Origin of the sequence: Pseudopedobacter saltans DSM 12145, assembly GCF_000190735.1 — a bacterium.
In the GTDB taxonomy this organism is placed as follows: domain Bacteria; phylum Bacteroidota; class Bacteroidia; order Sphingobacteriales; family Sphingobacteriaceae; genus Pseudopedobacter; species Pseudopedobacter saltans.
The window spans coordinates 490,168-504,011 of record NC_015177.1 but is presented as its reverse complement, the minus strand read 5'-3'; the positions used below and the strand labels follow the sequence as shown (position 1 = coordinate 504,011).

Sequence of the window (13,844 nt, the reverse complement as noted above, 5' to 3'; positions counted from 1 at the left end):
ATATAATCTGGCTTAGAAATATGAAACGCTTTCTTTTACTGCTTATTCTCATTGGTATAAACTACTCAAATGTAGCTGCACAAGATCGCTCGGTAAAAGTATCTGGCAAATATCAAAATGATTTAGAAAGTAGCAACTTAAAAGGTAAGGTTAAGTCCACTACTTGTTATGAATATAAGGCAGATAAAAATAATGAGGGATTAAATACTAACTGGGACTATAAATCAATATACAGCTTTAATAACTCTGGCAACATAGAGGGTATTTCTATGTATAATCAACAAAACCGCATTGTTCTTTCCTTAAACACCTACGACAAAAAAGGGAGAATAGCATCAACAATTGATAAAAAAGGAGGTTCTGGAAATTTCTCTGAATATAGCTACAACAATAAGCAAAATCTCATTGAGTGTGTATATTCAAAAAATCGCCTTGTATTTCGATTTATATATAACAAGTTTGGAAAAAGAGATACTATGTATTCTTATGATATCAGAGAAAAACTAAGCTCAAAAGTAATTTACAATTATGATAAACGGAGCAATTGTATACAAGAATTATGGTATAAATCTGATGGTAGTTTAGATAAAATAAACGAATATATATACGACCAGCAAAACAAAAGAATACAAGAAAGTAATTACGACTCTAACAGAATTAAAACAAGTAAAATTGTTTATACATACGATAAACGAAATAATTTAATATTAGCCCTTGATTCTAATATAATTTTTATAGGTGGGTCTCCACGTAAAAAACTAGACGACAATATATATTCCAGAACTTTTAAATATGAATCTTTTGACAAATATGGGAATTGGCTCAAGAAAAGTGTAATGATAGATGATAAACCTGTACAAATAACTAAGCGAGAAATCACTTATTATTAATTACATTCAGAAATATTATTTGCGCTTTAACAGGACAATAAATATTCGACGTTAGTCTTCAAAAACATCATCCAGATTTAATTTAAACCCTGCCAGAATATCAGAAGTTATTTCTTCACTTAAGGTAAACAAGCGGGATGGCTTATATTTTTCATCAGCGCCCAAAGTGTATTTAAAGAAAGTCTTTTCTGATGGACTTACAATCCAATATTCTTTCACTCCAAATTCTTCATATATTTTGTATTTATTTAGCAGTTCTTTTTTATTGTTTCCAGGAGAAAGTATTTCAACCACAATATCCGGAGCACCTATACAACCCCTGTCATCCAACTTAGCCAAATCGCATATTACACATATATCAGGTTGCAAAACGGTATAAATATCCTTATCTGCTTTACTATCTTTTGGGAAACGTACATCAAAAGGAGCGGCATAAATCTTACAAGATTTATTTTTCAGATATACTGCAAGAGCAACAAATACCTTACCCGAAACCTGTTGATGGTATCTGGAAGGCGCAGGGCTCATTTTGAATATTTTTCCCTTTAAGAGTTCTACTCTATCGCTAAAAAACCAATTTAAATAATTGGAATAATTATAAGTCAATGACAAGTCCAGGTCTTCCAGCTTTTCTACTGGACTTTCCCCAAACGTATTGTATGGCTTGGTTTGTTTCATGGTTTCATTTCAGGTTATATATACTAATTTTTTTCGACAAACATCCCTAACAAATATAAGGATATCCCCATAAGCATCAAACAAAAAACTGATTTATTTAGCAACAAAAAAGCCTTTCTAATAGTTGTAAGAAAGGCTTTTACTAACTAAATTTGGTATACATTTATTTATTACCGTTGTAGGCTCTAAGCATCCAACTGGTTTTTTCCTGAAACTTTACAAATCCGGTAATCATATCGGCTGTACCTTCATCGTTTACATTCTCGGATGCCGTTTCTATGATTTCTCTCTCTAAATCCAACAATACCTTATAATCTTCAAGTATAGCATCCACCATCTTATTTGGAGCCAGCCCTTCTGTATTAATTTCTTTAATTTTAGATACCTTGATATAATTTGCATAAGTGCTATGCGGAGATTTACCCAGTGTTAATACACGTTCAGCCAATTCGTCTATTGTTAATTGAGCATTGTTATATAATTCTTCGAATTTAAGATGCAATGTAAAGAAGTCATTTCCTCTCACATTCCAATGACATCCACGTAATTTTTGATAATGTATTTGATAATTTGCCAATAAATCGTTTAATAAATCTACAAGTTCTACAACCTCTTTGTCGTTAAGTCCTATTTTATTTGTTGCCATATTTTTTATGAATTTAGTCTTTTAACTATAACGTTGTAGTTCTCTATTTTGTTTACAATTATTGGAATACCGCTATCAATAAAACCGTCATTAGAAACCGCATCATACCATATGCCATCGATATCTATTTTACCAGAAGGTCTTAAAGCAGTTTTAGCAAAGCCTTGTTTACCTATCAATTCCATCGACGGTTTATTTACCTGATAGCCATGTCCGGCTTTCTGTTCATCCGTCAGGACTAATCTTTTAAAAACCTTCGATTTTAAAATGTTTCCTCCAAAAATTACCGACAAAACAATAGACCCAATTACAGAACCTATTACCAACAAAAATGCATTCACAAGTCTTTCTCCAGAACTTACGTTAAAATCAAAAAAATCATTTGTAACCAGACTTAATGCCAGGCCACTAATCATAAATATGATTCCCAATATACCAAAAATCCCAAAGCCCGGAATCAGGAATATTTCTAAAATGAGAAATATGACTCCCAATACAAAAATTACGATTTCCCAATTATCAGCAAGTCCTTCCAGATAAAGCGGAGCGAAAAATAACAAGGCCGATACAATGGAAACAATGAGCGCAAAACCAATACCGGGGGTTTGTAATTCGAAATATATTCCACCTATAATCAGCAATATCAATAAACCGGAAATTGCTGGTGTAAGTAATATACCAATAATTTTATCCAGAACTGATGGAACAAAGGTGTGTATGTCAGGCTGATTTATGCCTTCCTTTTGTAATACTTCTTTTATAGAGTTTGCTTCTCCATCGCAGAACTTATGAGCCAGTGCTTCGGATGTAGTAAAGGTTAATACCTTACCTTTTGGCTTTACTCCCGGGATTTCTATATCCGGATCAACAAAACCTTCCGCTATTTGGGGATCGCGGCCCTTTGTTTCGGCCGTTGTCCTCATTAACCCTCTCATAAAAGATTGATATTTTTCCGGCAGCACTTCTCCACTTCCGTTAACTACACTGGCAGCACCAATACTTGCTCCTCTGTGCATGTATATCTTATCACAAGCCAAAGAAATTAATGCACCCGCAGATGCTGCGTTATTATTAATAAAGACAATAGTCTTTATATCTGAATTGAGCAATGCTGTACGGATTGAATCTGCATAATCCAACATTCCGCCAAAAGTATTCAGTTCCAGTAATAGTACCTCCGCTTTATCTGCTTTTGAATTGGCTATCGCTTTCTTTGCAATCCTCCAGGTAGCCGGGTTAATCTCGTCTTTTATTTCAAATTGGTAAACCTTAGTTTGTGCATTTAAAGTTTGTTGAAACAATAAAAAGCAAATCAAGTATAATATCCTTTTCATCAATAGTATTTATTTTAAAACGCAAAGAATATCAAGGTTCACAGAATTTAAATTTACCTCTGTATGCTTGGCGTCTTTGTAGTTATTGTCTTTTATTTTATATTTTTGAAGCTATATGCTCAATAAAGATACATTTAAGCAGCTAATCTCTGAAACAGTAAAGGGAATTATATGGAAAATTGTTTTAGATGACGAAGAGCAGATCCTACTTGTAGAAAGCCGAACAGATACCAAAGAAGTTTATTTCTATGCCTACGACTTTAAAAAAAGCCAATTTCTGATGAAGGATAAGGTTTTTGAGGAAAAATGGCTTATTGGCATTTCCGGAATTTATAAAACCACAGCTTACTTTTACCAATTCGAAAACGAATTTAGTCCCGCCAGAAAAGGCATTATTGCATTTGACCTCCGTAATCAAAATATACTTTGGGAAAACTATAACTATGTACTCGAGAATATTTCTTACAAAGGAATATTAGCTTTTAATTCCAGAATACAGCCTCGAAGGTTTGAACTACTGGATCCCGAAACAGGATTGTTACTAAAAAACGTAAAGCAGGAAGAAATTTCAGAATATCCCACAATAATTAATAAAATCCAGATTCCGGATTCTCATTTCAGTGAGGAAATAACCCAATGCTATCAAGAGCTAAAAATCAACGATTTAGACATCAGATCTGGATATAAAAAGCAAGAAAACACCATCAATCATATACTGGAAATCTACAGGGAAGGTAATTTAATTTTTACCGATTATCTTGCTAAAGATATACAAAAAGTATCCCCCGATACGTTCTTTGTATGGTTCAACAGACTGGTTTACATTAAGGACAAATCAGAAATTGTTGTTTATTTATTATAATTGTAAAGTTTTTACAGATAAGATTTTTATAAATGAAGCTTAAAAACATTCTAATATTTACATTTTCTATATTCACATATGCCGCATCGGCTTCCTCAACGCGAGATTCAATTGGTATAGAAAATCTATCTGGAAAAAAGATCATTCTTCATAAGATAGAGCCCAAGGAAACGTACTACTCCCTTTCAAGAAGATACAACATTGCTCCTAAAAAAATCATGGATTTTAATAACAATGTTCCTCTGGGAATTGGGTCGGTAATTAAAATACCTACAGAGCAAGACTTTTCAATAACTAAACCTCCGGTGGTTTTCACTAACAGGCCTGGCAACAATAATAATGCACAAGAGACACCTAAAACCACAACAGGCGGCAAAAAAGAAACTACACACGTTGTACAACCCAAAGAAACTTTATATGCTATTGCCAGCAAATACAATATGCGTGTAGACGACTTAAAGTTGTTGAATAACTTATCGGCAAATAATCTTAACGTTGGACAAACTTTAAAAGTTTTAGTTAACGAATCTGTTAGCATTAAGCCAGAGGTAATAACCAATAGCCAGGGCAAACCAGAAATCGTAAGAAACACTCCTCCACCTGTGCAGGAGACACCTAATAAAATCAGGTATGTAGATTCTACAGACTCTTCCGGCGACAACCTTAACATACAAAGAAACAGATACGGCATTACAGAAAAAAATGAAAAAGGTATCGCTGTATATATCAATGACGAAAATTTGGGAAATGCCAAAAGCTATGCTTTGCACAGCATCGCCCCTATCGGAACGATTGTAAAGATCACCAATCCGATGACGAACAGAAGTGTTTTTGCCAAAGTTGTCGGGAAATATACAGAGAACGAAACTACAAAAGACGTAATCATAGTTATCAATAAAGCTGTTGCAGATGCTTTAGGTGCTTTAGATAAACGCTTTTTGGTAAATATAACTTACGGATTACCTAATGAAAGATAAGCCGTACATTGTGGGAGTGGCCGGAGGTAGTGGGTCTGGCAAAACGTTTTTCTTAAATTGCTTTTTAAATCATTTCTCTCCGGAAGAAGTATGCCTGATTTCTCAGGATGACTACTATTTCCGCGTTGGAGCAAACATGACCAAAGAAGAGAATAAACTCCACAATTTTGACCTCCCTACTTGTTTTGATATTCAAAAATTCGAATCGGATATTGATAAGCTTATGAATTTCGAAACGGTATATATGGAAGAATATACTTTTAACAATGACAACCTAACACCTAAGATATTAGAGAATAAACCTGCCCCTATCCTAATCATAGAGGGTTTATTTATTTACCATTTCGAAAACATCAAACCATTATTTGATTATAAGATTTTTATTGATGCCCAAACAGAGGTCGCTTTAGAAAGACGACTCAATAGAGATTTAATCGAAAGGGGCTATTCTGAAGAGGATATTTTATATAAATGGCATAATCATGTCATGCCATCTTATGAGCAATATTTATTGCCGCACAGGTCTTCGTGTGATATTGTAATAGATAATTCTGTAAATGAAATTTCTAATATTCTAAACGTTACAGACACTATATCAAACAACATAAGAGCAAGATTGAGAATAGTAAAATAGTTTACGTCCGGGACAGCTCGCAGAAGCGGTTTCAGATAAGTTATAAACGAGTACTGAACCCTGTCCCGACTTTAAGTCGGGTAGAATCAGATAAATCACCGACTCATTCCACTTTTTTTTCCTTTTTATTTTTACCCCATTTTTTATTGGTGGGCTTCTTTTTAAAGTGAGTTTTACTCTTTTTCTTTTTTGTCGGCTCATAACCGGGTGCTTCTCCCAGTTCTTCAGGCAAAGGGATTTTCTCTATCTCTCTTTCAATCAGTTTTTCAATCCTATGGAATTTATTCTGGTCTTTATCGTTAATAAAAGTAATAGCCGTTCCGGTTGCTTCTGCCCTGGCAGTTCTGCCAATTCTATGGATATAATCTTCAGGATCCGGCGGCACATCATAGTTAACAACCAGATCAATTCCCACTACATCAATACCTCTTGAAATAACATCTGTACCAACCAGTACAGATAACTGTCCGCCCTTAAACCGATTCATGATTTCCTCTCTTTGATGCTGTTCTAAATCGGAATGAAATGCTTCGGACTTGATTCCTTTCTTGTTCAGTTCGCTGTTTATAGACTTAACCGTTTCTTTCTTAGAAGCAAATATGATTATACTTTTAAAACCTCCATCTTTCAGTATAGACATCAGCAACCTTCCTTTCTGATTATCGAAAGCCATATAAGCCAATTGATTAATACCTTCAGACGGTTTAGATATAGCAATATTTACTTCGGCCGGATGCTTTAAAATCTTCTTTGCCAAACCACGAATCCGTGGTGGCATAGTGGCAGAAAATAACAGGTTTTGTCTTTTCTGAGGTAAATAACTGATAATCCTGACGATATCATCATAAAAACCCATATCCAGCATTCTATCGGCTTCATCCAGAATCAAATGCTCCAGGCTATCAAATTTGATTTTACCGGAAGTCAAGTGTGCTATTATTCTGCCTGGAGTAGCAACAATAATATTTACACCTTCCCTTAAGGATCGCTTTTGCTGCTCGTAGTCAACACCATCCCCGCCTCCATAAACGGCTATAGAAGTAGCTTGAGTAAAATAAGCCAGTCCCATAATTTGCTGGTCGATTTGTAAAGCCAGCTCTCTTGTGGGCACAAGAATAAGCGTATTTATCTTTTCCGTTTGTTTCTGATAAATTTTATTCAGCACAGGCAGTAAATAGGACGCCGTTTTTCCGGTTCCGGTCTGTGCACAAGCTATAATATCTTTATTCTGCAGAACAAGTGGGATAGTTTGTTCCTGAATCGGGGTTGCTTTTGAAAATCCCATGCTGTCTAAACCTTCCTGCAGCTCAGGGACAAAATTAAATTCTTCGAAGTTCAATATTATGATGAATTGATAATCAACTGTAAATATATATCTTTATTTAAAGCAATTTCAAGTAACTAAAAATTTTCAATATTATAATGGCCTTTAAATATATTTTTTGGTTACCCTTTATTTTAAACGTTCTAAACGTAAACGCTCAGGATACGATAAAAGTAGTTTTAAAAGATACGATACAAATTCACGGTACGATCAGATACCTTGATAATACGCCCGCAACAAATCTTTACATTCGTTCAAAAACCCATCCCGATAACATTCAAACTTTTACAGATAATCTAGGTAAATTCACCTTGAAAAATGCACTTTTTCAAGATACATTATTAATAGGCCCAGCTTCAAAGCCTAATTTTCCTTATAAGGGCTCAAGATTTATAGATATAGTAATTCCTCAATACTATTTTGAATTGCCTCCCTTAGAAAAAACTGAAAAAAGAATACATCTTTGCTGTTTGAGATGTTAGCATAGCGCATCTCGAACTTAAAAATGTTGAGGATTTCTTAATCCTCCTAACAACTATTGCAACTCAAAAATAAAAAACAATATTTGATAATGGCTCTCACTTATCGGATATACGATCAACAAGGTATTTATTTTATTACATGTACAGTAAATCAGTGGGTTGATGTCTTCACGAGAAAGGAATATGTTGAAATTTTACTGGAAAGTCTAAAGTATTGCCAAAGACACAAAGGACTTGAGATATTTTCATGGGTTGTAATGACAAATCACATCCATTTAATCATTGGGACGAATAAAAATAATTTGAGTGATATTATCAGAGACTTTAAAAAGTTCACTTCCTCTAAAATAATTGCAGCAATAAGAGATAATAAAAAAGAAAGCAGAAGGAATTGGTTGTTATGGCTATTGAGTAAACAAGAGAATGTTTTTTTTTGGCAGAATGGTTATCACGCCGAAGAAATCACTGGATTGGATTTCTTTAATATTAAACAAGATTATATCCATCATAATCCTGTGAGGGCAGGTTTAGTAGAAAAAGAAGAGGATTATTTATACAGTAGCTGTGGGGAAATTTATGGAGTTAGAAAAGGATTACTGGAATTGACAACTTTTATATAGAGAATCTGATGTGGATTGCAAATCCATATTATTTAATAGTTCGACATGCCCTGCGGAACATGTCGAACAGCACTTTATTGAAGGCCCTAAAAAGATGGAAACCAACTGTAGTATATGGAAAACCTTTGGAACAACGCTTCAAAATTAATTATAGGGTCAGACTGGAGGATTAATCCTTTAATATCGAATTATGTTTTCCTATTAGAATCACAAATAGTATTTTCCATCTGTAAGCTTAATTTCCCCTGCATCCAGCAAAACGCGTATAACTTCTAACCTATAATTATCTGTTCCTAATTTCGAAGCAGTTACCAATTGCTCCAAATCCAGAGGAGCAATACGCAATGCTTCCAGCAATTCCTCTATAATTTTGCTCTTCAATTGTAATGCTCTCTTATTATCGATACATACATCACAAATACCACATTCTGTCGCATTATCCTCGTCAAAATAGCGAAGCAATTGCTGGCTTCTGCATTCATTCCTCTCTACGTAACCAAACATGGCATCCATCTTAGCCTGATAAACCTCTTTTCGCTGTTTGTAATAAGCAGCATCTATATAAAGATTTTCAAGACCATATCTTGGTTGCATAAAAGTCAGCAAAGGCTGATCCGTTTTCTCTACATAAGTAATTACTTCCAGTTTATTCAACTCTCTTAGTATCGCTGTCACTTCTGTAGTCGAAAAAGAGGTTCGTTTAGCTATTTCGGATTCTTTAATTGCTACAAAACTTTCAAACACCCCTCCGTAAATACGCAACAGGCTTTTGATAAAAAAATCGTATTTATAATTTTCTACCTGAAATTTGTAAAGATCTTCGCCACCAACCAGAAACTGCACACGCGAAGGCAATAATGCATTTTCGCTCATTACCAGATAATCATTCGCTTCTAACGTTTTTATCGCACTGATTGCCATAATAACATCCAATTGAAATCTGGAGGAGAACTCGGCTATATTAAAGTTATAAGAGACACCATTACCGGCACCAAAAGGAATTTGCAGATAGTTACACAAGCAATGATAGACTTTTTTTATCTCGTCTATAGGTGGAAAACTTTGATCAAATCGCTTCCGAAAAATAAGGCCATCCTGTTCCTGGTAAAACATAACCGCATAAGCCTTTTGCCCATCCCGGCCTCCCCTTCCCGCCTCCTGATAATAAGCCTCCGGACTTTCGGGCATCTCGTAATGGATAACAAAACGCACATTTGGCTTATCTATCCCCATACCGAAAGCATTTGTAGCTACAATAACCCTAACCTCATCACTAATCCATTTTTTCTGTGTAAGGTTTCTGCTTTCCGCATCTAATCCTGCATGATAAAAAGCTGCCGAAATACCATACTGACTTAGAAATTTAGAGAGCTCTACAGTGTCCTTTCTTGTCCTTACGTAAACAATTCCACTCCCCTTCAGATTATTACAGATCTGAACCATTTTCTGCAATTTATTCTCCAGTATTAAAACCGAATAAGAAAGGTTTTCTCTCGCAAAACTTTGTTTAAAGATTTTAGCATCCTTAAAATGCAGTTTCTCTACAATATCACGCTGAACGATAGCCGTTGCGGAAGCAGTAAGCGCAATAACAGGGACTTTAGGGTGTAAGGATCTAACTTCATGAATATGCAGATAGGGCGGCCTGAAATCATACCCCCACTGCGAAATACAATGCGATTCGTCTATTGCAAAAAGGTTTACTTTCATGTACCTGATTCTTTCGCGAACCAGATCTGTCATCAATCTTTCTGGGGAAATGTATAAAAATTTGATATCTCCATAAACACAATTATCCAAAGCAATATCAATTTCCCGTTTGCCCATGCCAGATATAATCGCCAGGGCTTTAATTCCTCTTTTTTGCAGGTTTTCTACCTGATCTTTCATCAAAGCAATCAACGGAGACACTACAATACATATTCCTTCTTTAGCCAATGCCGGTACCTGAAAACAAATAGATTTGCCGCCACCGGTTGGTAAAAGAGCTAATGTATCATAATTTTCCATTACAGACGTTATAATATCTTCCTGCAATGGTCTAAAATGGTCGTAGCCCCAATATTGTTTTAATATTTGATGTATAGACATATTTAGAGAATCGTCTCAAAGCTATAAAATTTATTAAATTGCAGGCTATTTTGAAATGCCGATGAATACTTTTTTTAGAATTATACTTTTTGTGCTGATAAGTTCCGGTTTACATGCACAATGGAATATAGAAAAGCCCTCTGGTCCTACCAAAACAACAAATTTCAGCACCAATGAAGGTACATGGATGAATTTGGATGTAAGTCCTGACGGAAAATTCATCGTATTTGATTTATTGGGTGATATTTACAAAATGCCTGTAACTGGCGGCGATGCGGAATTACTTGCCGGTGGTCTGGCCTGGGAAGTACAACCCCGCTTTTCGCCTGATGGCAAACTGATTTCATATACCAGCGATAAAGACGGAGCAGATAATATATGGATCATGAATGCAGATGGTTCGGGTAAAAGAGCCATTACAAAAGAAAACATCAATTTATTGAATAATGCCGTTTGGACACCCGATGGCCAGTATTTAGTTGCAAGAAAGAATTTCCTAGGCAGAAGAACGAATGCAGCTGGCGAACTTTGGATGTATCATGTTTCTGGCGGATTTGAAGGAACCCAACTGACACAAAGAAAAAGAGGGCAACGAAATCTGGGAGAACCTTTTGTCTCAAAATCAGGCAAAGAATTATATTATAGCGAAGACATTAGCCCCGCCTATTTACAGTACAACAAAGATCCAAATGGAGAAATCTATCAAATCAAAAGATTGATTCTGGAGGATGAAACGGTAGAAAATGTTGCCGGCGGCACTGGTGGAGCAGTAAGGCCTCAGGTTTCTCCAAATGGAAAATATTTGGCTTATGTAAAACGGAATAAGCTAAAGACCAATTTAATGATACAAGATTTAGAAACTGGTGAGGAATTTATCTTGTATGACGATTTATCAAGAGATCTTCAGGAATCTAAAGCTTCGTACGGACTTTATCCTAACTTCAATTGGCTCCCAGACAATAAAACAGTAATATTTTATGCAAAAGGAAAGATCAATAAAATAGATATCCTTTACCAGATGGTACAGGAAATACCGTTTAAGGTAAATGTAAAACAAACTATTTCCGAGGCTTTACATTACGATCAAAAAGTATTTAACGAGGAGTTTGACGCTAAAATGATCAGGCAATTGGTAACTTCGCCAGACCTGAAAAAAGTAGCTTTTAGTGCTGGTGGATATATTTATGTAAAAAACCTTCCCGACGGAAAACCGGAAAGGTTAACGACAGAAACAGACTGGGAATTTGATCCTTGTTTTAGCCCCGACGGTAACTTTATTATTTATACAAGCTGGAACGATGAACTAAAAGGTTCTATTATGAAAATAGATCTTAGCAGTAAAAAAATCGATAAGCTTACGCCGCGAGGAGGATTCTATTACACACCAAAATTCAGCAACAAAGGAGATTTGATCGTTTATAGAAAAGGTGTAGGAAATGATTTGCTGGGCTTCACCTTTTCTAAAAACCCAGGCATTTACACCATATCTGCTAATGGCGGAGAACCTAAATTGATCTTAAAAGAAGGCCTTAAACCGCAATTCAATAAATCAGACAATAGGATATTCTATACGGCAAAAGAAGACGGAAAGAATGCGCTTAAAAGTTGTGATCTTTCCGGCAATAATATCAGAACGCATTATACTACCAAATTGGGAACAGAATTTATTTTAAGTCCTGATAACCGTTGGTTAGCATTTAGCGAGCTTTTTGATATTTATTTAACCCCATTTATTGCGACAGCGAATGGTACAGAGTTGGCTTCCAACACAAAATCGTTCCCTGTTAAAAAGGTGTCTGGCGATGTTGGAAACTACATCCATTGGAACAAAGAAAGCAAGGCTTTGCATTGGACTTTAGGTTCCAGATATTACACCAAAGAAATTAAAGATGCTTTAGCCTTTTCTAATGATACGAAGGATAAATCGGATACGCTTGGTCTAGAAATAGCACTTACATTAAAAACTGATGTACCGCAACATAAAATAGCTTTTAAAGGAGCGACAATCATCACCATGAAGGATAACGAAATTATCCCTAATGGAACGATCCTTATTGATCAGAACAAAATAGTAGCAATCGGAAAAGATAACGAAGTAAACATTCCGGACGATGCAATTGTTTATCCTGCTTACGGAAAAACAATAATACCTGGCTTTATAGATGTACATGCACATCTAAAAACCAGTCCCGACGGAATTATTCCACAGCAAAACTGGGCATATTATGCAAATCTCGCTTATGGAATAACCACAGCTCATGATCCTTCTACCAATATGGAAATGGCATCTAGCCAGGCAGAAATGATTAAAGCCGGTAGATTGGTTGGTCCCCGTCTTTTTGCAGCAGGTTCCATTACCGGAGATAAGGACACCGAAATTAAAACCGGGTTTCAGAATTTGGCAGAAATAAAATCTCACCTGAAAAGAATGCAGGCTATTGGAACCTTTACTTTAAAATCCAGTGGTTTGTACAGAAGAGATCAGAGACAACAACTTGTTCAGGCTGCCCGAGAACAAAAAATGATGATCATCCCCGAAGGAGAATACGACTTTTTCACAAGCATGAATATGATTGCCGATGGACATAGCAGTATTGAACATAACATTCCTGTATTACCGGTTTATAAAGATGTATCGCAGTTCTGGAACGCCAGCAAAACTTCTTATACACCAACTTTAATTATTGCCAACGGAAGTCAGTTTGGCGAAAACTATTGGTACGATCGCATCAACGTTTGGGAGAATCAAAAGCTTTTGAACTTTATACCCAGACATTTAGTAGATAGCAAATCAAGAAGAAGAACAACTTCTGAATATGGAGATTATGGCCATATCGACATTTCCCGAGTAGTGAATCAAATAGCTAACGGCGGAACAAAAGTCAATCTAGGTTCAAACGGAAGGTTACAGGGGCTTGGTGCACATTGGGAACTTTGGATGCTTGGACAAGGTGGAATGAAGCCCCACGACATTCTAAAAGTCGCTACTATTAATGGTGCCGAATATCTGGGAATGGATAGAGAATTAGGTTCGTTGGAAAAAGGAAAATTAGCAGATTTAATTGTTTTAAACAGAGACCCCCTTCAGGATATCAGAAATACAGAAAGCATCAAGTATGTAATGGTAAATGGCAGACTTTATGATGCTGAATCGATGAATGAGCTTGGACAGGATATCAAACCGATAAACAAATTCTGGTGGCAATTCAATAATAGCGAGAACTACATGGATTTCAGTAAAAATGCGGAAACATGGACCTTCTCTGTTCCTGATTGCGAATAATCATTTGAATTGTATATTTGCCG

General features: G+C 35.7%; 12 protein-coding genes. 7 read left to right on the top strand and 5 right to left on the bottom strand.

Annotation, left to right across the window (positions count from 1 at the left end; translation table 11 throughout):
• Positions 1 to 20: 20 nt before the first annotated feature.
• A complete protein-coding gene (locus PEDSA_RS02095) occupies positions 21 to 890 on the top strand; it encodes a hypothetical protein (protein ID WP_013631498.1) in 870 nt (289 codons plus the stop codon).
• Between the two features lie 51 nt (positions 891 to 941).
• On the opposite strand, the gene PEDSA_RS02090 is transcribed toward PEDSA_RS02095, so the two are convergent.
• The 3 genes from PEDSA_RS02090 to PEDSA_RS02080 all read right to left on the bottom strand — a co-directional run bounded on the left by PEDSA_RS02090 (position 942) and on the right by PEDSA_RS02080 (position 3,548).
• Positions 942 to 1,568 carry a Uma2 family endonuclease gene (locus PEDSA_RS02090; RefSeq protein ID WP_013631497.1) on the bottom strand — a complete coding sequence of 209 codons (627 nt, stop codon included), beginning with the start codon at positions 1,566 to 1,568 and terminating at the stop codon, positions 942 to 944.
• A gap of 163 nt (positions 1,569 to 1,731) precedes the next feature.
• Positions 1,732 to 2,214, bottom strand: a complete 483-nt coding sequence (locus PEDSA_RS02085) for a Dps family protein (RefSeq protein ID WP_013631496.1) — start codon at positions 2,212 to 2,214, stop codon at positions 1,732 to 1,734.
• A gap of 5 nt (positions 2,215 to 2,219) precedes the next feature.
• Positions 2,220 to 3,548, bottom strand: a complete 1,329-nt coding sequence (locus PEDSA_RS02080; RefSeq protein ID WP_013631495.1) for an NfeD family protein — start codon at positions 3,546 to 3,548, stop codon at positions 2,220 to 2,222.
• Positions 3,549 to 3,663: 115 nt separating this feature from the next.
• Here PEDSA_RS02080 and PEDSA_RS02075 point away from each other — a divergent pair, with 115 nt between their 5' ends.
• From PEDSA_RS02075 to PEDSA_RS02065, 3 genes are all read left to right on the top strand, one after another.
• Entirely contained in the window at positions 3,664 to 4,410 is a 747-nt protein-coding gene (locus PEDSA_RS02075) for a DUF4905 domain-containing protein (protein ID WP_013631494.1), read from the top strand.
• A 218-nt stretch (positions 4,411 to 4,628) separates the two neighbouring features.
• Positions 4,629 to 5,387, top strand: a complete 759-nt coding sequence (locus PEDSA_RS02070; protein ID WP_407635956.1) for a LysM peptidoglycan-binding domain-containing protein — start codon at positions 4,629 to 4,631, stop codon at positions 5,385 to 5,387.
• Positions 5,377 to 6,021: a uridine kinase family protein gene (locus PEDSA_RS02065; protein WP_013631492.1), complete on the top strand. Its 645-nt coding sequence runs from the start codon at positions 5,377 to 5,379 to the stop codon at positions 6,019 to 6,021. The genes PEDSA_RS02070 and PEDSA_RS02065 overlap by 11 nt, the downstream gene beginning before the upstream one ends.
• Positions 6,022 to 6,124: 103 nt before the next feature.
• Here the strand turns inward: PEDSA_RS02065 and PEDSA_RS02060 are convergent, their stop codons facing one another.
• Positions 6,125 to 7,360, bottom strand: coding sequence for a DEAD/DEAH box helicase (locus PEDSA_RS02060; protein WP_013631491.1), 1,236 nt, complete (start codon positions 7,358 to 7,360; stop codon positions 6,125 to 6,127).
• A gap of 83 nt (positions 7,361 to 7,443) precedes the next feature.
• On the opposite strand from PEDSA_RS02060, the gene PEDSA_RS02055 reads away from it, so the two are divergent.
• Positions 7,444 to 7,827 carry a hypothetical protein gene (locus PEDSA_RS02055; protein ID WP_013631490.1) on the top strand — a complete coding sequence of 128 codons (384 nt, stop codon included), beginning with the start codon at positions 7,444 to 7,446 and terminating at the stop codon, positions 7,825 to 7,827.
• A gap of 89 nt (positions 7,828 to 7,916) precedes the next feature.
• The gene (locus PEDSA_RS02050; protein WP_013631489.1) at positions 7,917 to 8,447 is read left to right on the top strand and encodes an REP-associated tyrosine transposase; all 531 of its coding nucleotides are present in this window, start codon (positions 7,917 to 7,919) and stop codon (positions 8,445 to 8,447) included.
• 207 nt (positions 8,448 to 8,654) lie between these two features.
• On the opposite strand, the gene PEDSA_RS02045 is transcribed toward PEDSA_RS02050, so the two are convergent.
• Entirely contained in the window at positions 8,655 to 10,538 is a 1,884-nt protein-coding gene (locus tag PEDSA_RS02045; protein WP_013631488.1) for a RecQ family ATP-dependent DNA helicase, read from the bottom strand.
• 61 nt (positions 10,539 to 10,599) lie between these two features.
• Here PEDSA_RS02045 and PEDSA_RS02040 point away from each other — a divergent pair, with 61 nt between their 5' ends.
• The gene (locus tag PEDSA_RS02040; RefSeq protein WP_245546811.1) at positions 10,600 to 13,821 is read left to right on the top strand and encodes an amidohydrolase family protein; all 3,222 of its coding nucleotides are present in this window, start codon (positions 10,600 to 10,602) and stop codon (positions 13,819 to 13,821) included.
• Positions 13,822 to 13,844 lie beyond the last annotated feature (23 nt).

Bases quoted from the DNA above. Each gene is read 5' to 3' on its own strand.
- PEDSA_RS02095 (WP_013631498.1), top strand. From the start codon at position 21: ATGAAACGCTTTCTTTTACTGCTTATTCTCATTGGTATAAACTACTCA.
- PEDSA_RS02090 (WP_013631497.1), bottom strand. From the start codon at position 1,568: ATGAAACAAACCAAGCCATACAATACGTTTGGGGAAAGTCCAGTAGAA.
- PEDSA_RS02085 (WP_013631496.1), bottom strand. From the start codon at position 2,214: ATGGCAACAAATAAAATAGGACTTAACGACAAAGAGGTTGTAGAACTT.
- PEDSA_RS02080 (WP_013631495.1), bottom strand. From the start codon at position 3,548: ATGAAAAGGATATTATACTTGATTTGCTTTTTATTGTTTCAACAAACT.
- PEDSA_RS02075 (WP_013631494.1), top strand. From the start codon at position 3,664: ATGCTCAATAAAGATACATTTAAGCAGCTAATCTCTGAAACAGTAAAG.
- PEDSA_RS02070 (WP_407635956.1), top strand. From the start codon at position 4,629: ATGGATTTTAATAACAATGTTCCTCTGGGAATTGGGTCGGTAATTAAA.
- PEDSA_RS02065 (WP_013631492.1), top strand. From the start codon at position 5,377: ATGAAAGATAAGCCGTACATTGTGGGAGTGGCCGGAGGTAGTGGGTCT.
- PEDSA_RS02055 (WP_013631490.1), top strand. From the start codon at position 7,444: ATGGCCTTTAAATATATTTTTTGGTTACCCTTTATTTTAAACGTTCTA.
- PEDSA_RS02050 (WP_013631489.1), top strand. From the start codon at position 7,917: ATGGCTCTCACTTATCGGATATACGATCAACAAGGTATTTATTTTATT.
- PEDSA_RS02045 (WP_013631488.1), bottom strand. From the start codon at position 10,538: ATGTCTATACATCAAATATTAAAACAATATTGGGGCTACGACCATTTT.
- PEDSA_RS02040 (WP_245546811.1), top strand. From the start codon at position 10,600: ATGAATACTTTTTTTAGAATTATACTTTTTGTGCTGATAAGTTCCGGT.